Consider the following 18356-nt stretch of genomic DNA (forward strand, 5'->3'; position numbering starts at 1 on the left):
ATCGCTGACAGCGGAACGGGGGCGACATGGCGTTACGGGTGGATCTGACGTTCGACTGTGCGGGTGCGGTGGCGCTCGCGGAGTTCTGGAAGGTGGCGCTGGGCTACGAGGACGAGCCGCCGCCGGCGCCGTTCCGGTCGCGGGAGGAGTGGGCGGCGTCGTTCGGCCCGCCGGAGCCGGACGAGGGTGACGGGGCGTGGCTGCGCGATCCGGCGGGTGTCGGCCCGCGGCTGGTGTTCCTGGAGGTGCCGGAGCCGAAGGTGGCGAAGAACAGGCTGCACATCGACGTGCGGGTGGGCGGTCAGGGCCCGCCGGGGCAGGTGTGGGAGCGCGTCGAGGCGAAGGTGGCGCAGCTGGTGGGTGCCGGGGCGGTGGTGCTGACGGTGGCCGGGACGCACCACGTGGTGATGGCCGATCCGGAGGGCAACGAGTTCTGCGTGGCCGGTTGACCGCGGCGGGCGCTGCGGGTGTCAGCCGAGGGGGAAGTCGGCGACGGTTTCCCAGGAGTCGCCGGGTTCGCGGGCGCCCGCGATCAGGCGGATCGAGGTGACGGTGGTGCGGATCGGCAGGTGCGCGGTGACCGCCGCGGCGGCTGCGGCGAGGTCGGTGCGGGGGTGGTCGTGGCCGATGGTGAGGTGGGGGACCACCTCGTCGAAGGCGCCGGCGTAGGGCTGCGCCTGGGGGAAGCGTGCGGCCAGGGCCTCGGTGAGGGTGATGAAGGGCCGGGCGGGGTTCGGGGCGAGCCACACCACGGTGTCGCCGAACCAGCCGACGCGGTCCAGGGTGAGGTCGAAGCGGGGTTCGGCGGCGGCGATCCCGCGCAGCGCGGCCAGCACGGCGGGGTCGACCGATTCCGGGGGCAGGAAGGGGAAGACCAGGGTGATGTGGGCGGGCACGCCCCAGGAGGCGGCGCGGTCGAGAACGGCCCGGTGGTCACCGACGGCGGCCTCGGCGGCGGGGATCACGGCGATCAGGGCGGTGTGGGTCGCGGCCATGGGCCGATCATCACCCAGCGCCGCCACCGATTTTCCGCCCCTTGACCGCCCGGGGGCAGCCGATGCGGCGCAGTGCGCGATCACCTGTCGTCGGCGATCGGCGTGACCGGGGCGCGGACCCGGGCCAGGTGGTCCGGGTGGCCGTCGGCAACGGCCGGCTGCTGGCGTAACCGCGGCTGACGTCCCGATCTTAGGCTTTTTTCCACGGCAACCGAGTGGCAACCGAACGTGACCACTCGCTGCACCCCGCGCACCGAAAAGTTCCCTCTTGTCAGCCGGTGAGCCGAACCGGGCGACACATACGAGGGGGAACACACGATGTCCGCAGCGAAGACGCAGACCGTCAGCCGCGAGCTGGAGCTCTTGATCCGTCAGAACATGCCGCTGGTGGGTCACCTGGTCCGGGAGATGTTGTTCAAGGTTCCCGCCCACGTGCACCGTGACGACCTGGCCTCGGCCGGGTACGCGGCGCTGGTCACCGCCGCGCGGGCGTTCGACACCGGCCGGGGCATCCCGTTCGGCCGGTTCGCCGCCGTCCGGGTCCGGGGCGCGCTGCTGGACGAGCTGCGCAGCATGGACTGGGCGAGCCGTTCGGTGCGGGCCCGGGCCCGGCGGGCCGACGTGGCGCGCCAGGAGCTGACTGCGCGGCTGGGCCGCATGCCGAGCCCGGCGGAGCTGGCCGAGCTGCTCGGGGTCGGGGTCAGTGAGCTGGCCCACGTCGATGACGACGTGCAGCGTGCGGCGGTGCTGTCGCTGCAGGGTTTCACCGCCGGCGCGGCCGAGGACATGGTCACCGAGGACTCGATGAACCCGGAGGAGACGCTGCTGCACCGCGAGCGGATGGGTTACCTGCACGACGCGGTGGCGGTGCTGCCGGAGCGGCTGCGGTTCGTGGTCGAGGCGTCGTTCCTGCAGGAGCGGCCGCTGGCGGAGGTCGCCGGGGAGCTGGGTGTCACCGAGTCGCGGGTCTCGCAGCTGCGCACCGAGGCGTTGGCGCTGCTCAGGGACGGGCTGGGTACGCACATGGAGCAGCAGGACAACGGCGCGGCCAAGGGTGACGGGTGTGTGGCGCGGCGCCGGGCGGCGTACGCGGCGCAGATCGCGGCGCGCAGCACGATGGCCTCGCGGCTGGCCGTGACCGACGTGCAGGGTCAGCAGACCGCGGTGGCGTACGCCGCCTGACGTAGCGTGGGGTATTCCGGTTGCGGGCGACCGTGGACCGCGGCACAGTGGTCGCGGCACCTGTCGCCGAGATCGAGGAGCCGACTTCTCCGTGTGATACCGACCTGACCCGTGGACGCGCCGCCGTTGACCGGGGGCGTGCGGGTCGCCGTACCCCTGTCGGTTTCGGTCCCGGAGGACTTCCTTGCTGAAAGCTGCCGCGCTGAGCGTCGCCCACGACGGTGATCTGCTCTTTTCCGGTCTTGATCTGATCCTGAACCCCGGCGACCGGGTCGGCGTGGTCGGCCCGAACGGGGCCGGCAAGTCCTCGCTGCTGCGGGTGCTGGCCGGCGAGCTCGCGCCCACCTCCGGCACCGTGTCCCGGGCCCCCGGCGCCCGGGTCGGTCACGTGCCGCAGCAGGTCCCCGACCCGCACGGCACCGTGGGGGAGTTCCTCACCGGCGGGCTGGGCGAGCTGGCGGGGGTCACCGGCCGGCTGCGGGAGCTGGAGTCGGCGCTCGAGCGCGGTGCCGACGTGCTCGCCGAGTACGGCCGGGTGCAGGAACGCTGGACCGCCCTGGAGGGCTGGACCGGGCAGACCCGGCTCACCGAGATCCGCCAGCGCCTGGACATCGACCACCTGCCCGACGGCCTGGCGCTGGGCGAGGTCAGCGGTGGTGAGCAGGCCCGGCTGCTGCTGGCCCGGGCCCTGCTGACGGCTCCCGGGCTGCTGCTGCTCGACGAGCCCACCAACCACCTGGACGCCGAGGGTGCGGCGTGGCTGGCCGGCTGGCTGGCCGACTTCCCCGGCGGGGTGCTGGCGGTCAGTCACGACCGGGCGTTCCTGGACGCCACCGTCACCCGGATCGTCGAGCTCGACGGCATCCACGACGAGCCGCAGGACTATCCCGGCGGCGGTTTCACCGTCTACCGGGCCGAGAAGACCCGCCGGTGGCAGCGGCTGCTGCTGGACTACGAGGCGCAGGAGAAGGACCGGATCCGCTGGGAGCAGGACATCGAGCTGATCAAGCGGCAGGCCCGCTCGGTCGAGACGACGGTGCGCTCCGGCATCGAGGCGCCGCACCTGCGCCGGATCGCCAAGAAGGTCGCGAAGAAGGCCAAGGTCCGGGAGCGGCGGCTGCGCCGGCAGATGGAGTCCGCCCGGTGGGTCGCCGAGCCGCGGACCCGCCCGCCGCTGACCCTGGCCTTCCCGGCCGACACCGCGGCCGCGGGCGAGGTCGTGCTGGCCGTGCGCGACCTGACGGTCAAGCTCGGTGACCGTACGGTGCTCGACGGGGTTGATCTTGATCTGCGGCGCGGGGACCGGGTGCTGATCACCGGGCGGAACGGCGCCGGCAAGACCACGCTGCTGCGGGCGCTGGCCGAGCGTGGCGGGCCGCAGGTGGCGGTGCTGCCGCAGACCTCCGACGGGCTGCGCGACGCGACCACGGTGGTGGACTTCTTCCGCTCCCGGGTGCCGGTCTACGCCGAGGACGCCGAACGGCTGCTGGCCGGGCACCAGTTCGGGCCGGACCAGTGGGACGCGACGCTGCGCAGCCTGTCCGCGGGGGAGCTGCGCCGGCTGCTGCTGGCCGTGATGGTCAACAGCCCGGCGCGGATCCTGCTGCTCGACGAGCCGACCAACTTCCTCGACTTCGACGCGTTGGAGGTCGTCGAGCAGGCGCTGCGCGCGTTCCGGGGGACGCTGGTGACGGTCACCCACGACCGGTACTTCGCCGCCGCGGTCGGCCATGACCGCACCTGGCATGTCGCGGACGGCCGGGTGTGCCGGAGCTGACACGATGGGGTGCATGTCCACGCTGATCCCCCGGCAGCCCGGTGGCGCGCTCGCCGTCGGTGGCAGCGCCGAGCAGGTCACCGAGGCGTGGCTGGCCAACCGGCGGCTGTCCGTGCACACCCGCGACGCGTACCGGCGCGACGTCGCGGCCTGGCTGGCCTGGTGCGCCCAGCGGGAGGTGGAGCCGCTGGGGGCGTCGTTCTTGGACGTCAACGCGTACGCCCGCGGGCTGGAGGCCCGGTCGCTGGCGCCGGCCACCGTGGCGCGCAAGCTGTCCGGGTTGTCCAGCTGGTACGACTTCCTGGTCAAGCTGCGCGCGGTGGCGGCGAACCCGGTCGGTGGCGCGGACCGCCCGCCGGTGGCGCGGGACCACTCCGCCACGGTGGGGTTGTCGCCGGAGGAGGTCGACGCGCTGCTGGCGGCGGTGCAGGCGGAGACCGGCCCGGCGGCGGTGCGGCACCGGGCGGCGCTGGCGTTGCTGGCCGACCTGGGGCTGCGGGTCGGTGAGCTGGTCGGCCTGGACGTCGCCGACGTGGGGACCGAGCGGGGGCACCGCAGCGTGCGGTTCGTCGGCAAGGGCGGCAAGCCGCGCCGGCGGGCGCTGACGCCGTACGCGGCTGCGGCCCTGGACGCGTACCTGGAGCATCGTGCGGCGGCTGAGGGCACCACCGCCGACCGGCTCGACGGGCCGCTGCTGGTCTCGGCGACCGGCGCCCGGATCGACCGGCATGCGATGTTCCGGCTGGTGCGCCGGCTGGCCCGTGACGCCGGCATCGCGGGCTGGGCGCGGCTGTCGCCGCACTCGTTGCGGCACGCGTTCGCCACCACCGCCCGGGCCGAGGGGGTGCCGCTGGAGGACGTGCAGGACGCGATGGGCCACGCCGACCCGCGGACCACCCGCCGCTACGACCGGGACCGGCACAACCTGGACCGCGACCCCGCGTACACGATCGCCGCCGCGCGGGTCAGGCGCAGCGGCGGTTGACCGACCCCCTATCCTCGACCGGCGGTCGGGTAACGGATCAAGGGACGAGGTCGGGTTGAACATCTTCGAAGCGGTTCTGCTGGGTGCGGTGGAGGGCTTCACCGAGTTCCTGCCCATCTCCAGCACGGGACACCTGACCATCCTGGAGAAGCTGCTCGGCTATCAGATCGACGCCCCGGACATCACCGCCTTCACCGCGATCATCCAGTCCGGCGCGGTCATCGCCACGGTGATCTTCCTGCGGAAGGACCTCATCCGGATCGTCACCGGCTGGCTGCGCGGCGTGCGGGACCGTGAGCACCGCGGGCACGCCGACTACCGCTTCGGCTGGGCGGTCATCCTGGGCTCGATCCCGATCGGCATCGTCGGGCTGCTGTTCCAGGACACGATCGAGTCCACGCTGCGCAGCCTGTGGTTCGTCGCCGGTGCGCTGATCCTGTGGAGCGCGGTGATGGCCTTCGCCGACCACGCCGCCACCCAGGTGCGCCACGAGGAGGACGTGACCTGGAAGGACACGCTGATCATCGGGGTGGTGCAGTGCCTGTCGCTGATCCCCGGCGTGTCCCGTTCGGGTGCGACGATGTCCGCGGGCCTGCTGCGTGACCTCGACCGGGTGACGGTGACCAAGCTGTCGTTCTTCCTGAGCATCCCGGCGCTGCTGGCGGCCAGCGTGCTGCAGACGGTCACCGAGTACGACGGCATCTCCGCCGACAACGGCGGGGTCGGCTGGCTGCCCACGATCGTGGCGACCCTGGTCAGCTTCGTGGTCGGCTGGTTCGCGGTGTCGTGGCTGCTGAAGTTCATCGCCCGGCACTCCTACAGCGTGTTCATCGGCTACCGGCTGGTGCTGGGCTCGGTGCTGCTGGTGCTGCTGGCCACCAACGTCATCGAGCCGAAGTGAGCGAGCCGGCGGCCCGGGCCCTCGCGCACGTGCGCGGGCTCGGCGCCGCCGGCGAACTGCCGGTGCCGCGGGCCCGGATCACCGTCAGCTTCCACCCGGACCGGCTGCTGGCCGACGGGCGCAGCGTCGCCGCGGTTCGGCAGCTGCTGTTTGGTGCTGCGGGCCGGGGCGAACCGGCGGGCCACGTTCAGCCACGGTGACAGCGTGACCGAGCCGGCCGTGGTCGGCACCGCGGACAGCTTCGGCGGGATCTGGGCGGCGCTGCTGGCGCAGGTGGCGCGTACCGGATCGGCGCTGGGCCTGGTCGCCGACCCCTGCTTCGCCGGTACGCCCACCGCCGCGCAGCTGGCGGCGATCGCCCCGCTGCTGTACCACCCCGGTTTTGTGCTGGCGGCCGAGGCGTTCCCCGCCGAGCTGCGCGGGCCCGAGGCGGCCGCCCTGGCCCGCCGGCTGGGCCCGGAGCCGGTCGACGCCGCCGTGCTCGGGCACGCCGCCCGCACCGCGGACGCCGGCACCCGGCAGCTGCTCAAGTACCTGTGGCACATCCTGGTGCTGCGCGGCCGGCCCCGACAGCCCTGACGCATCGACGGTTGTTGTTCTCTACCGCCCCGGGCGTTAACGTAGCGCGTTGAAAGCAGCACGCTACGCGACCGAGGGGGCGCCTGTGCGCACCGAAGACCTGCCGCTGTTCCCGTTCCGCAGCCCCGACGACGACCCGTTCACCCCGGTCACCGCCGCCGACCGGGCCCGCCTCGACGGGCCGGTGACCGCGGTGCGGCTGCCCACCGGCGGCTGGACCTGGCTGGTCACCCGGCACGCCGACGTCAAGGAGATGCTGCGCTCGGACGCGTTCAGCGCCGACCTGGACGCCCCCGGCTTCCCGGTGCTGCGCAAGATGTCCCCGAGCAGCCCGCAGAACCGCCGCGGCAGCTTCATCCGGATGGATGGCCAGGCCCATCTGCGGCTGCGGCGGATGCTGACCGCCGAGTTCATGATCCGCAACATCGCCCGGATCGCGCCGCTGATCGACGACGTGGTCGACGGCGCGCTGGACGCCCTGCAGGCCGCCGGGCCGCCCGCCGACCTGGTCGCCGGGTTCGCGCTGCCGGTGCCGTCGCTGGTCATCTGCCACCTGCTCGGCGTGCCGTACGCCGACCACGAGTTCTTCCAGGTCCGCAGCGGGATCCTGCTCGACCGCGACGCCCCGCCGCCGCAGGTGCGTGCCGCGGCCACCGAGCTGCGCGCCTACCTGGGCGAGCTGGTCGAGACCCGGCGGGCCCGCCCCGGCGACGACCTGATCAGCCGGTTGACCACCGAACGGGTCGCCACCGGCGAGCTGGAGGCCGACGAACTGGTCGGGATGGCCCTGCTGCTGCTGATCGCCGGGCACGAGACCACCGCCAACATGATCGGCCTGAGCGTGCTGTTGCTGCTGCAGCACCCCGGGCACCTGGCCGCGCTGCGCGCCGACGAGGACCTCGCCGACGGCCTGGTCGAGGAGCTGCTGCGCTACCTGACCATCGTGCGGACCGGGCTGCCCCGGCTGGCCACCCGCGACGTGGAGATCGGCGGGCATCCGATCCGGGCCGGTGAACCGGCCATCGCGCTGCTGTCGCTGGCCAACCGCGACGACGAGGTGTTCGCCGGCGGGGCGGGTTTCGACCCGTACCGGCAGGCCCATCAGCACCTGGCGTTCGGCTTCGGCGTGCACCAGTGCATCGGCCAGCCGCTGGCCCGCGCCGAGCTGCGGGTCGCGCTGGCCCGGCTGGCCCGGCGCCTGCCCGGGCTGGCCCTGGCCGCGGACCCGGCCAAGCCGGCGACCCGGGACAGCTCCATCGTGTACGGCCTGGCCGAACTGCCGGTGACCTGGTGAGCCCGCACGTCGTGGCGGACCGGGACCGGTGCATCGGCGCCGGCAACTGCGTGCTGACCCTGCCGGCGGTCTTCGACCAGGACGAGGACGAGGGCCTGGTGGTGCTGCTCGACGCGGACCCGCCGGCGGAGTCGGCCGAGCTGGTGGCGCGGGCGGTCGAGCGGTGCCCGGCCGGCGCGATCAGCACCACCCCGCGGTGAGCCGGCGGCCGCCGGTGAGGCGCCGGCCGGCGGCGTCGCCTCCCGCGGTGCCGGCCGGGCGGGTCAGCCGGGCAGGTTCAGGGCGGCGCGGGCCAGGTCCAGCGCGGCCTGCGGGGTGATGCCGAGCGCGCGGACCTGCTCGGCGTAGCGCTGGGCGGCCTGCTGGGCCGCGGCCGGGGTCCGGGCCGCCCGCGCGGTGACCACCGTGCCGGCCCGGCCCCGGGTCTCGACCAGCCCGGCCTGTTCCAGCTCCCGGTAGGCCCGGGCCACGGTGTTCGCGGCCAGGCCCAGCTCGCCGGCGAGCTGCCGCACCGGCGGCAGCTTCGCGCCGGCCGCCAGCACCCCGCCGGCGGCCAGCTCGGCGATCCGCAGCCGCACCTGCTCGTACGGCGGGACCGCCGAGTCCGCGTCGATCACGATGTCCATCGGGGCCCCCGGGCGGCTCAGAGCAGCCGCGGCGGGGTGTTGCCGGCCGCGACGATGGCCCGGCGCATCGGCACCATCGCCAGCAGGATGCCACCGACGATGAAGAACACCACCAGCGACACGAGCCCGATCCGGTAACTGTTGGTCAGCTGGAACACCAGCCCGAACGCCAGCGGCCCCAGCCAGCTGGTGCCCTTGTCGCTGATCTCGTAGAAACCGTAGTACTCGCCCTCGCGGCCGTCCGGGATCAGCTGGCTGAACAGCGAGCGGCTCAGCGCCTGGCTGCCACCCATGACCAGGCCGATGGCGACCCCCAGCAGCATGAACGGCACCGGCTCGCCCTCCGGCAGCCAGAACGCCGCCAGCACCACCCCGAGCCAGCCGACCAGGGCGATCAGCACCGTCTTGCGGGCGCCGATGCGGGTGGCCAGCCCGCCCAGCAGCAGCGCGCCGCCGAACGCCAGGAACTGCACGATCAGGATCGTGATGATCAGCGCGCTCTGCTCCAGGTGCAGCTCCTCGGTGCCGAACTGGCTGGCCAGCGAGATCACCGTCTGGATGCCGTCGTTGTAGATCAGGTACGCGACCAGGAAGAACAACGTCAGCGGGTACGCCCGCAGGCTGCGGATGGTCTGCCCGAGCTGGCGGAACCCGTCGGTGAGCACGTTGCCGCGCGCCGCGCCCGCCTCGGCGCCGGGGTGCTCACGCAGCCAGCGCAACGGCACCAGGGTGAACACCCCCCACCAGACACCGGCCGACACGATGCACCAGCGCGCCAGGTCCAGGGTGCGCTGGTCGTCACCGTCGACGCTGAGCCAGGTGACCACCACCAGGTTCAGCAGCAGCAGCACCCCGCCGCCGAGATAACCCAGCGCCCAGCCGCGGCTGGACACCTTGTCGCGTTCGTCGGGCCCGGCCAGCCGCGGCAGGAACGAGTTGTAGACCACCACCGACGCGCCGAAGGCGATGTTGGCCACGACGAACAGCAGCCCGCCCAGCAGGTACCGCTCGCCGGTCACGAACGCCATCGCGACCGTCGCCCCGGCGCCCAGGAACGCCGCGGCGGCCAGCAGCGGCTTCTTGCGCTCGGCCCGGTCGGCGACGGCGCCCATCACCGGCAGCACGAACACGGTCAGCAGCACCGACAGCGACACCAGGTACGGGAAGTAGGAACCGGCCGCGATGCTCAGGCCGAACGGATGCACCCGCCCGTCGCACTCGTCGGCGCCGAGCGCGCAGCCGGCGGCCTGCTCGGTGACGGTGGTCAGGAACGGGCCGAGGAAGACCGTGATGACGGTGGTGGAGAAGGCGGAATTCGCCCAGTCGTAGAAGTACCAGCCGGTACGTTCACGACGGTTGCTCACCGGGGCGGTGGCGGTGGCGGCGGTCATGGGGTGGCTCCAGGCGGGGGGTCGCAGCGATGGCGCGCTGATGATGCCACCTCGGGGCCCGCACCGGATACGGCCACCTCGCAAGGGTTACCCGCCCGGCTGCCACCACTTGGCCAGGGCGCTGGTGGCCGGGTCCTCGGAGTCGGCCAGCGCCGCCCACGGGTCGACACCCGGCGGCAGGTCCTCGGCGGCGTAGGCGGCCAGGTCCTCGGCCGGCACCGGCTGCGCGTCGACCGGCTCGCCGGCCGGCGGCTCGAGCAGCCCGGCGTGGTAGAGCCCGAGGCTGCCGGTGTCGATCCACGGGAAGCCGTCGACCGGCTCGGGCAGCGGCCCGACGTCGACCACCGGCGGGAAGAGGCTGACCTGGTCGGCGTCCGGCGCCGCGTCCGGGTCGGCGCCGACCGGGCCCATGCCGTGCCCGTCGGTCACGTCGACCACGGTGTGCCCGGCCTCGTCGTCGTGGCCGGTGCCCGGCTCGTACTGGTCGTCCCAGGCCGACTCCGCGGCGTCCAGGTCGTGCCCGGTGCCGAGGTCGGCGTCGACCTCCAGGTCGGTGTCGAGGTCGGCCTCCGCGCCGTGGTCGTCGAACAGGCCGTCGTGGAACGGGCTGTCCGGGCTGTCCAGCGGCTCGTCATGGGCGCCGGCGTCGGGCCCGGCGTGCTCGTCGTGGCCGTCGGCGTGCGAGAAGTCCGGCCAGCCGTGCTCGTCGCTCATGCCATCACCTCCGTCGCCGCCGTCACCGATGGTCCCAGCTCGTTCATGCCGTCTCCTGGTCGTTGGCGGGCGCGGGCGTCAGCGCCCGCGCCAGGGTGAGCACCTCGTCGACCTGCCTGATCTGGGCGCGGACCGCGTGCAGGTCCGCGGTCGCCTGGGCGCGCCGTCTGGCCCGGCCGGCGGCGTCCTCGGCCGCGGCCGCGTCGATGTCGGCGATGTGCGCGTCGAGCTCGCGCAGCCGCCGCTCGACCGCGTCGTCGACGGCCACGCTGAGCGCGTACTGCAGGTCGGTGAACCGGTACGAGATCTCGTCCGACAGCGCCGCGCGGGCCTCGCCGAGCACGTCGCGCAGCCACGTCCGGGCCTGCTGCCGGTCGCTCTGCACCCGGCGCCGGTAGAGCACGTACCCGCCGGCGGCCAGCCCCAGGCCGAGCCCGGCGACCGGGATCAGCAGCCCGCCGGCGACGGCCCCGCCGACCCCGAGCACCGACGCGCCGAACATCGCGCCCCGCCCGGCCATGAAGGCGATCCCGCCGGCCGACAACGCGACCATCAGGTTGTCGCCGGCACCGTCGCGCGGCGGGCTGCCGGCCAGCGCGTGCCGCAGCGTGGCGTTGAGCCGGTCCAGCACCGCGGCGAGCTCGTCGGCGTCGAAGACCTGCGCCAGGATCCGCTCACCGACCTGCCGGAACGTCGCCTGCAGATCGTCGGACAGCCGCACCGCGACCGCCTGCAGCTCGGCGTCGAGCTGATCGGGCAGGGCGTCCAGGGCGGCGCCCCGGGCGGCGTCGATGCGGGCGCCGAAATCCTGCTGCACGGCGGTGATCCGGGTCCGCAGCAGCCCGACGACCTCCACCCGGGCCCGCTGCGTCTCGGTGCTCAGCAGCAACGTCCACTGCCGCGACTCGGTGCGTTTGCGGGCGGCCAGCGCCGAGCGCTGCGCGCGCACCCGGGCGACCTGCACCGGATCGGCCTCGCTGGCCTGCACCCGGGCCACCGCGGCGGCCTCCAGCCGGGCCAGTTCCCCGCGCGTGGCCCGCAGCACGTTGGCCAGCTGCAGCTGGTGCCCGCGCCCGGCCAGCTCCACCAGCGCGTGCTGCAGCTCGGCGATCCGGGAGGCGTCCACCAGCGCCGCCTGCTCCCCGGCGGGCAGCGTACGGGCCAGCTCGGCCAGCCGCGCGGAGACCGGGAACCAGGGGGCGTCGGCGAACCGCGGCGCCCGCGCCCGCAACAGCGCCCGGTTGTCGTCGGCGATGCGCCGCCACCCCGCAAACGCGTCGACCTTGGTCAGCGCGAACACCACGGCGTCGACCCGCGCGCTGGCGGCGACCAGGAAATCCAGCTCGGGCTGCGACAGCGGCGCGGAGGCGTCGGCGACGAACAGCAGCGCGGTGGCCCGCTCGACCGCGTCGAGCGCGACGGTGGTGTGCGCCGGGTCCAGCCCACCGACGCCGGGGGTGTCCAGCAGGGACACGTACTGCAGCAGCGGCGCGGGATGGCTGACCTCGATACGGCGCGGGGCCCGCCCACCGCCGGGCACGTCCCGGCCGGTGGCCCAGGCGCTCAGCTGCGCCGGGTCGATCTCGACCGGCTCGGGCGCGCCGGGCACGTAGGCGGTGGCGGCCACCGGCCCGGGGGAGAAGTGCAGGTAGGTGGCGGTGGCCACGGCGGCATCCACCGGCGACAGCCCGGGCACCCCGAGCAGCGCGTTGAGCAGTGAACTCTTGCCCCGCTTGGTCTCACCGACGAGCACCACCGAGGGCCGGGTGAGCTGCCCCCGCCGCAACTCGGCCAGCTCGGCGCCGGCATCGGCGTCGGCGGCGCGCACGGCGGCCAGCGCGTCCCGGACGGCCAGATCAAGATCCTTGGCCAGACTCACCGCGACCACCCCGCCCCACCCGCAAGCGGCCCCGAAGACGCGCCGCCCGCGGACGGCCCGGCCTGAGCGGATCGCGTCTGGCTCGTGACAGGTCCCGCCTGGCCTGGTCCGGCCGGGCCCTGCACCGCCTCGCCCTGCGCCGGCCGGCTCTGCAGGGTCTGGGTCCGGTCGGTCTGCTCCGGGGTAACGGTCTGCTCACGGACCGCCTGGGCCAGCAGGTGGAACCCGCGGTGCGCGACCTGCGCCACCCGCGACTGCGCCGGCCCCGCGCCGGCGACCGCGTACACCCGCCATCGGTTCGCCGCCTCCACCGCGGCCGCCGCCAGCTCCGGGCCCTGCGCCTGCGGCAGCCGCAGGATCCACCGGGCGTCGTCGGAGGTCGCCAGCCGCACCAGCTCCTGCTCCCAGGCCACCGGCAGCGGCACCGCCCCGGTCGTGACGCGCTGGGCGACCTCCAGCAGCCGCAGCCGGTGGTAGGCGGGCTCGCGCAGCAGCCGTTCGATGGCGTCGCGCAGGGCCTCGCGGTCGCGGCGGTCGCTGGTGTGCCCGGCGACGCGTTCCAGCCGCGACAGCGCCCAGCCGGCCTTGATGGCGTCGGCCCGCCAGCGCAGCGTCTGCTCCAGGGTGTCGCGCAGCCGCGGGAAGCCCGACGCCCGGACCAGCCGGCGGACCAGCTCGCCGGTGCCCAGCTGCGGGTCCGCGGCCAGCTCGGCCAGGGCGAAGCCGATGCCGTACAGGTCGAGCAGGCCCAGCAGCCGCTCGCGCCGCAGCACGCTGACCGGGGCCGGGCGGGTGCGGAACAGGTCGACCGAGGCCAGCAGCACCCGCAGCTCGGCGGCGGGCAGCACGGACAGCTCCTTGAGGGTGGCGCAGTCGGCGGCCGTCAGCCGCCCGGCCTCGCCGGTCTCGGCCAGCAGGCCGACCACCGGCACCACCTCGGAGACGGTACGGGCCAGCAGCAGCGCCTGCTGCTCGGCGAGCGGGCCGGCCACCGGCCACGGGTCCCCGGCCCCGCCGACCAGGGTGTCGACCTTGCCGAACACCCCCAGCGCGTTGATCGGGCTGCTCGCCAGCCGGGCCGACGCCGTCCGGAACGCCTCCAGGGCCTGCACGTCGTCGGCGCGGACCGCCTGGGTGAACACGTAGACGACCGCCTCGGCCGCGGCGACCTCGGAGGCGGAGTCGGCGTCGATGTCGGCGTCGAACGGCGCCGTGCTCTCGCCGATCTCGGCCGCCGCGCGGGCGCTGACCCGGGTGTCGGTCGACGCCAGCCCGGGGGTGTCGACCACGGTCAGCTCGCGCAGTTTGTCGCTGGTCAGCGAAACGTCCACATAGGCGACCCGGGCCGGCGGCACCCCGAGACGCCGCGGAATCATGCCGTCGTCGCCCAGCGGCAGACTCGACCGGGTGCCGTCGCGCAGCACCACATCGACCCGGTCGGCGGGCCCGTACCGGAAGCGGGTGACCACCCGGGTGCACTCGCCGACCGCGGTGGGCGCCACCCGGCGGCCGATCAGCGCGTTGACGAGTGTCGACTTTCCGGCTTTCAGCCGCCCGGCGATCGCCACGCGCAGCGGCTCCGAGAGCCGTTCGCGTACCTGAATTGCCTGGCCACCGGCCTCCGGGCCGACCTGCGCGACGATTTCGTCACACAGCGCGGCCACCCGGGCGCAGAGGGGTCCGACGGTCATGACTCGTCAGCCGAGCACACCGTCAGGGAGAATGTGCTGACCGCGGCCGGCGTCGAAGACACAGTCGCCACCCTTCCCGTTCGCGGGCAGGGCGGGACGCCTGCCGCACCACAGACTACGGAAGCATGCGACGACGTAGCTCCCGTGTTCGTGCCAGCCGGGCACGGACACCGGGCCGACAGGGAAACGGGGGTTGCGGGTGGCACAGCAGGACCTGGCCGGGCTCGCCGCTGCCCACCTGCGCCGTCCCGGCCTCGTCGTGCTCACCGGCGCGCCCGGGGCCGGCCGGTCCACGCTGCTGCGCAAGGTGTCCGCCGCGGCGCCCGGGCCGGTGCACGCCGGTGGCGGGCTGGCGATGCTGGCCGCCGTGCCCGCGCTGGCGCTGTCCAGGGCCCTGAAAGCCCGCCTGCCCGCCCACGACGTGCCGCTGCTGGCCGAGGCCGTGCGCTCGCGGGTCCGCGGCGGCCTGCTGGTCCTGGACGACCTGCAGTACGCCGACCCGGCCACCCTGGCCGCGCTGCCGCACCTGGCCGCGCACGTACGGGTGGTCGTCGCGCTGCGCACCCCGCACCGGCTGCCCGCGGAGACCGTCGCGGCGCTGCGCGAGGCGGCCACGGCCTGGCTGACCGTGGCGCCGCTGACCCCGGAGGCCGCCCGGGAGCTGGCCCGGCGGGTGGGCGGGCAGCTCGGCGACGCCGCCCTGGCCGCGGTCGTGGACCGGGCCGGCGGCAACCCCCTGGCGATCACCGCGCTGGCCCGGCAGGCCGGCGCGGGCCGCGGCGGCCCGGACACCGACATCGACCAGGTCGCGTACGCGATCGCCACGGCCCTGGCCGACCTGCCCCGCACCGCCCGCACCGCGCTGGCCGCGCTGGGCCTGCTCGGCCGGCCCGCCCCGGCGGCGCTGCTCGGGCCCGGCGCCGAGGACCTGCGCGCCGCCGGCCTGGTCACCGAGGACCCGGCCGGGCTGCTGCCGGTGTCGGCCTACTTCGCCGAGACCGCCGCCGGGCTGCTCGACGCGGCCGCCCGCACGGATCTGCACCGCGCGCTGGCGGAGCTGACCCCCGACGCCGAGGCGGCCCGGCACCTGGCCGCGGCCGGCGACCACGCGGGGGCGTACCGGCGGGTGCTGACCGCCGCCGACCGCGTCACCGGCGGTGACCGCGCGGAGCTGCTGCAGTTCGCGTGCGAACTGCCCGGCGTCACCGTCGACCCCCGGGTCCGGATCGCGGCGGCGGACGCGCTGCTGGCCGCGGGCCGCCCGCACCCGGCGGCGCGGGTGCTGACCACAACCGGCCCGCTGGGCGTGGAAGCGGACGTGCTGCGCGGCGAGGCCCTGCTGCAGTCCGGAGACCCGGCGGGCGCCCGGGCGGCGGTCCGCCCGGTGCCGGACGCGGCCGGGGGCACGGTCGTGGCCGCCCGCGACCGCATCCTGCTGCTGGCCGAGCTCGCCACCGACCCGGCCGGCGCCATCGACACGGCGGAGAAGATCGCCGCCCGCTACCCGGTGCCCCCGGCCGCGGTGGCGGCGGCGCTGGCAGCGGTACGGGCGGCACACCGGGCGCCGGGCTGGGACACGGCGCTGGCGGCTGCGGCGGCCGAGGGCACCGACCCGCTGACCGGGCGGTGGAGCGCGTGGCTGCTGGTGGAACACCTGGCGGCGGACGGCCGGCTGACCGAGGCGGCGACGGCGGCCCGCCGGGCGGCGACGGCGTGCGGGGCGGATCTGGCGTACAGCTGGCAGACCCGCTTCCTGGCGGTGGCCGACTGGAACGACGTGCTGCAGGGGCCGTTGGTGACCGGTGTGGGTGGTGGCCCACAGCCTGGCTCCGTGGCATCGTCGGCTGGTGCGGCTGGTGCGGCTGGTGCGGCTGGTGCGGCTGGTGCGGCTGGTGCGGCTGGTGCGGTCAGCTCGATCGGTGGTGGCTCGGCGTCGACCGGCAGCTCGGCGGCGCTTAGCGGTGGCAGGCCCGGGTCTGGCGCGGAGGCGGGTGCGGTCTATGGCCGGCCCGCCGGCAGCGGCGCGGTCTACGGCCGGCCGGCCGGGCCGACTGACGGCCGGGATTCCCTCCGCGTCCCCCTGACGCCTCCTGACCCCCTGGCGCCTCCGGGTCTTCCCGGTGCCGGGTCCGCGTCGACGGCCGGCAGTTCCGATGCTCACTCTGCGGCGGCCGCCACCGGCTCGCCCGCCGCTCGCCCGCCGGCTCCGACCGGCCTTGCCGGCGCGCAATCCTCCGCACTTCCCGGTGCCCACCCTCCGGCCGGTGTGCAGTCCCCGGCCGCAGCGGCCGCCGCCGCGGCGTCGTCCGGAGAGCACGACGCCGCTCGTGACGCGGCGGACCGGGCCGTGCGGCGGGCCGCCGATCTCACCGACCGGGCCCTGCCCGCCGACGCGCGCGGTTACGCCGTCGCCGCCACCGCGCTGATCGAGGCCGACACCGGCCTGCTCGCCGCCGCCCGCGGCCGTCTCGGCACGCCCGACGGCCACCCCGCCACCGCGTGGGTCGCCCGCGAGGCCGCCTGGCTCGACGGGCAGCCCGACCGGGCCGTTCAGCCGCCCGACGCCGGTCCCGCCGGGCTGCTCACCGGGCTGCGGCACATCACCGCCCGGTGGGCCGCCTACGACTCCGGTGCCGCGGCCCGGGCCGCGTTCGCGTCCGCGTTCGAAATGGACGGTCCCGCGCCCGCGATCCCCGCCGGGCTGCCGGCCGCCGCCCGGCGGACCCTGACCGCCTGGGCGACCGGCACCGGCTTCGTCGCGGCCGCGCAGGGCTGGGCCGGTGTCGCGCTGCGGGAGCAGATCCGCTGCCTGCTCGCGGCGGGCCTGCACGACCTGGATCCGGAACGGGCCGTCGCCGCGCTGCTGGAGGCCGAGCACCTGGCCGACACCGCCGGGCTGGTGGTGCTCGGCGGGCGGGCCCGGCGCGGGCTGCGCCGCCACCACGTGCACCGGGACACCCGCAGCCCACGGTCGGGTTCGCAGCTCACCCGCCGGGAGACCGACGTGCTGCGGCTGGTCGCGGCGGGGGAGCCGACCCGGCGGATCGCCGGTCAGCTCGGCATCTCCGCCGAGACCGTGGACACCCACATCCGCGCGGGAATGCGCAAGCTCGGCGCGCGTACCCGGACCGAGGCGGCAGCGCTGGCGCTGACCCAGATCGAGGCGGACCGGTCCGGCTCGGCCGACCGTGAGGAGGGCCGGTGACCCGACAACCCGACGCTCCCCGCCACGTCGTCGCCTCCGGCGCCGACGCCGAGTCCGTGGTCCGGCGCCTGGCCCGCGACGGCTGGACCGTCCGGGAGGGTTTCGCGTTGCCCGACCCGGCCTGGGACGTCACCGCGGCCCGGCTGATCCTGCACGGCCGGGTCGCCGACCGGGAGAACCTGCAGCTGGCGGTGCTGGCGGCGGCCCGGGGCGCGGGCATCGTGGCGGTCTGCGACGCCGACACGCCGGTGGGCCGGGCACTGGTCGACGACCTCAGCCGGCTCGGCGCGGTCCAGCTCGGCCCGGGCGGTCAGCCGGCCCCGGCCGAACCGGGCGACACGGTCGCGGAGCTGGTGCCGGAACAGCGGGCCCTGCTGGACCGGCTCGCGGCCGGCGACACGATCGCGGCGGCCGCGGCGGCGGAGTTCCTGTCGCTGCGCACCGCGAACCGGCGGATCGCCGAGGCGCGGGCCCTGTTCGGCGTCCGGACCACCCGGGAGGCCGTGCTGGCGTACCTGCGTCAGCGCCGCACCCCGAGCTGACTCTTGCCGCGGCGGTCGTGGCCGGTCAGCTCAGTTGCCGTTTCGCCGGCGTGAGCCGTTCAGCGTGAGCAGGCATTGGGCCAGGCCGATCGCCTGCAGCAGCGACACCGCCGGCACCCCGACCTCCAGCGTCAGGTCAGGTGAACGCATCGACCACGCGTCGCCGACGGTCACCAGCCGGGCGACCAGGCAGCCGGCGCTGTCGACGACGGTGTAGTCGGTGGCGCTCGCGTTGCCGTCGGTGGTGAAGGTCCGGCCGTCCGCCAGGGTCACCGTCGACCGTCTCCGGCCGGAGTAGTCGATCGCGAGGTCCAGGATCGGCTCGGACCGGGGACCGAGCAGCCGGTACTGGTCGTTGTCGAAGCTGGTGGCGGCACCGGTGGCCAGCAGCGTCGTGGCGGTCGCGTCGAGAATCCTGAACCGGTGCCGGTCGGACACGAACTTGCGGCCGATGACGGCGACCGGGGAACCGTCCGGGAAGGTCACCGTGACGGTGCGCCGGAGCGGGGAGGTCAACGGCAGCAGGAGCAGGCCGGTGAAGGGGGTGTGCATCGCGCCATTGTCACGGTCGTCGCGGTCAGGGGCCGGCGCCGGG

At 75.3% G+C, this 18356-nt stretch carries 18 protein-coding genes; 11 read left to right on the top strand and 7 right to left on the bottom strand.

The genetic code is table 11. The features are described 5' to 3' along the window. Positions 1-26: 26 nt before the first annotated feature. A complete protein-coding gene (locus ACIBQZ_RS29550; RefSeq protein WP_396092078.1) occupies positions 27-449 on the top strand; it encodes a VOC family protein in 423 nt (140 codons plus the stop codon). Positions 450-470: 21 nt separating this feature from the next. Here ACIBQZ_RS29550 and ACIBQZ_RS29555 read toward each other — a convergent pair whose 3' ends face one another. Then, positions 471-995, bottom strand: a complete 525-nt coding sequence (locus tag ACIBQZ_RS29555; protein WP_396092079.1) for a 2'-5' RNA ligase family protein — start codon at positions 993-995, stop codon at positions 471-473. Positions 996-1313: 318 nt separating this feature from the next. Between ACIBQZ_RS29555 and ACIBQZ_RS29560 the strand changes: the two genes are divergently transcribed. The 8 genes from ACIBQZ_RS29560 to ACIBQZ_RS29595 all read left to right on the top strand — a co-directional run bounded on the left by ACIBQZ_RS29560 (position 1314) and on the right by ACIBQZ_RS29595 (position 7913). Then, positions 1314-2177, top strand: coding sequence for a sigma-70 family RNA polymerase sigma factor (locus ACIBQZ_RS29560; protein ID WP_396092080.1), 864 nt, complete (start codon positions 1314-1316; stop codon positions 2175-2177). 184 nt (positions 2178-2361) lie between these two features. Then, positions 2362-3954, top strand: coding sequence for an ABC-F family ATP-binding cassette domain-containing protein (locus ACIBQZ_RS29565; RefSeq protein WP_396092081.1), 1593 nt, complete (start codon positions 2362-2364; stop codon positions 3952-3954). A gap of 13 nt (positions 3955-3967) precedes the next feature. Further along, positions 3968-4939 (top strand): tyrosine-type recombinase/integrase, encoded by a 972-nt coding sequence (locus ACIBQZ_RS29570; protein ID WP_396092082.1) that lies wholly within the window; start codon positions 3968-3970, stop codon positions 4937-4939. A 55-nt stretch (positions 4940-4994) separates the two neighbouring features. Further along, positions 4995-5840 (top strand): undecaprenyl-diphosphate phosphatase, encoded by an 846-nt coding sequence (locus ACIBQZ_RS29575; RefSeq protein WP_396092083.1) that lies wholly within the window; start codon positions 4995-4997, stop codon positions 5838-5840. Next, positions 5837-6040: a hypothetical protein gene (locus ACIBQZ_RS29580; RefSeq protein WP_396092084.1), complete on the top strand. Its 204-nt coding sequence runs from the start codon at positions 5837-5839 to the stop codon at positions 6038-6040. The genes ACIBQZ_RS29575 and ACIBQZ_RS29580 overlap by 4 nt, the downstream gene beginning before the upstream one ends. Next, positions 5994-6419: a DUF3626 domain-containing protein gene (locus tag ACIBQZ_RS29585; protein WP_396092085.1), complete on the top strand. Its 426-nt coding sequence runs from the start codon at positions 5994-5996 to the stop codon at positions 6417-6419. The genes ACIBQZ_RS29580 and ACIBQZ_RS29585 overlap by 47 nt, the downstream gene beginning before the upstream one ends. 85 nt (positions 6420-6504) lie before the next feature. Further along, the gene (locus ACIBQZ_RS29590; protein ID WP_396092086.1) at positions 6505-7713 is read left to right on the top strand and encodes a cytochrome P450; all 1209 of its coding nucleotides are present in this window, start codon (positions 6505-6507) and stop codon (positions 7711-7713) included. Then, a complete protein-coding gene (locus tag ACIBQZ_RS29595; RefSeq protein ID WP_396092087.1) occupies positions 7710-7913 on the top strand; it encodes a ferredoxin in 204 nt (67 codons plus the stop codon). Before ACIBQZ_RS29590 ends, ACIBQZ_RS29595 begins: the two co-directional genes overlap by 4 nt. A 63-nt stretch (positions 7914-7976) precedes the next feature. Here ACIBQZ_RS29595 and ACIBQZ_RS29600 read toward each other — a convergent pair whose 3' ends face one another. From ACIBQZ_RS29600 to ACIBQZ_RS29620, 5 genes are all read right to left on the bottom strand, one after another. Continuing rightward, positions 7977-8339 carry a GntR family transcriptional regulator gene (locus ACIBQZ_RS29600; protein ID WP_396092088.1) on the bottom strand — a complete coding sequence of 121 codons (363 nt, stop codon included), beginning with the start codon at positions 8337-8339 and terminating at the stop codon, positions 7977-7979. A gap of 17 nt (positions 8340-8356) precedes the next feature. Then, complete coding sequence (locus tag ACIBQZ_RS29605; RefSeq protein ID WP_396092089.1) at positions 8357-9730, bottom strand: MFS transporter; 1374 nt, start codon at positions 9728-9730, stop codon at positions 8357-8359. Positions 9731-9817: 87 nt separating this feature from the next. Then, the gene (locus tag ACIBQZ_RS29610; protein WP_396092090.1) at positions 9818-10444 is read right to left on the bottom strand and encodes a hypothetical protein; all 627 of its coding nucleotides are present in this window, start codon (positions 10442-10444) and stop codon (positions 9818-9820) included. A 43-nt stretch (positions 10445-10487) separates the two neighbouring features. Next, the gene (locus tag ACIBQZ_RS29615; protein WP_396092091.1) at positions 10488-12323 is read right to left on the bottom strand and encodes a dynamin family protein; all 1836 of its coding nucleotides are present in this window, start codon (positions 12321-12323) and stop codon (positions 10488-10490) included. Beyond that, positions 12320-14014, bottom strand: coding sequence for a dynamin family protein (locus ACIBQZ_RS29620; RefSeq protein ID WP_396092092.1), 1695 nt, complete (start codon positions 14012-14014; stop codon positions 12320-12322). The genes ACIBQZ_RS29615 and ACIBQZ_RS29620 overlap by 4 nt, the downstream gene beginning before the upstream one ends. A gap of 199 nt (positions 14015-14213) precedes the next feature. Here ACIBQZ_RS29620 and ACIBQZ_RS29625 point away from each other — a divergent pair, with 199 nt between their 5' ends. Both ACIBQZ_RS29625 and ACIBQZ_RS29630 read left to right on the top strand, forming a co-directional pair. After that, positions 14214-17219, top strand: a complete 3006-nt coding sequence (locus ACIBQZ_RS29625) for a LuxR C-terminal-related transcriptional regulator (RefSeq protein ID WP_396092093.1) — start codon at positions 14214-14216, stop codon at positions 17217-17219. Next, positions 17216-17761, top strand: coding sequence for a LuxR family transcriptional regulator (locus ACIBQZ_RS29630; RefSeq protein ID WP_396092094.1), 546 nt, complete (start codon positions 17216-17218; stop codon positions 17759-17761). Before ACIBQZ_RS29625 ends, ACIBQZ_RS29630 begins: the two co-directional genes overlap by 4 nt. A 30-nt stretch (positions 17762-17791) precedes the next feature. On the opposite strand, the gene ACIBQZ_RS29635 is transcribed toward ACIBQZ_RS29630, so the two are convergent. After that, entirely contained in the window at positions 17792-18313 is a 522-nt protein-coding gene (locus ACIBQZ_RS29635) for a hypothetical protein (RefSeq protein WP_396092095.1), read from the bottom strand. Positions 18314-18356: the final 43 nt, after the last annotated feature.

Origin of the sequence: Actinoplanes sp. NPDC049599 (assembly GCF_044465625.1) — a bacterium.
Lineage (GTDB): Bacteria > Actinomycetota > Actinomycetes > Mycobacteriales > Micromonosporaceae > Actinoplanes.

Excerpts from the sequence above, each read along its gene's own strand:
- ACIBQZ_RS29550 (WP_396092078.1), top strand. The coding sequence starts at position 27 with ATGGCGTTACGGGTGGATCTGACGTTCGACTGTGCGGGTGCGGTGGCG.
- ACIBQZ_RS29635 (WP_396092095.1), bottom strand. The coding sequence starts at position 18,313 with ATGCACACCCCCTTCACCGGCCTGCTCCTGCTGCCGTTGACCTCCCCG.
- ACIBQZ_RS29555 (WP_396092079.1), bottom strand. The coding sequence starts at position 995 with ATGGCCGCGACCCACACCGCCCTGATCGCCGTGATCCCCGCCGCCGAG.
- ACIBQZ_RS29600 (WP_396092088.1), bottom strand. The coding sequence starts at position 8,339 with ATGGACATCGTGATCGACGCGGACTCGGCGGTCCCGCCGTACGAGCAG.
- ACIBQZ_RS29570 (WP_396092082.1), top strand. The coding sequence starts at position 3,968 with ATGTCCACGCTGATCCCCCGGCAGCCCGGTGGCGCGCTCGCCGTCGGT.
- ACIBQZ_RS29620 (WP_396092092.1), bottom strand. The coding sequence starts at position 14,014 with ATGACCGTCGGACCCCTCTGCGCCCGGGTGGCCGCGCTGTGTGACGAA.
- ACIBQZ_RS29610 (WP_396092090.1), bottom strand. The coding sequence starts at position 10,444 with ATGAGCGACGAGCACGGCTGGCCGGACTTCTCGCACGCCGACGGCCAC.
- ACIBQZ_RS29605 (WP_396092089.1), bottom strand. The coding sequence starts at position 9,730 with ATGACCGCCGCCACCGCCACCGCCCCGGTGAGCAACCGTCGTGAACGT.
- ACIBQZ_RS29560 (WP_396092080.1), top strand. The coding sequence starts at position 1,314 with ATGTCCGCAGCGAAGACGCAGACCGTCAGCCGCGAGCTGGAGCTCTTG.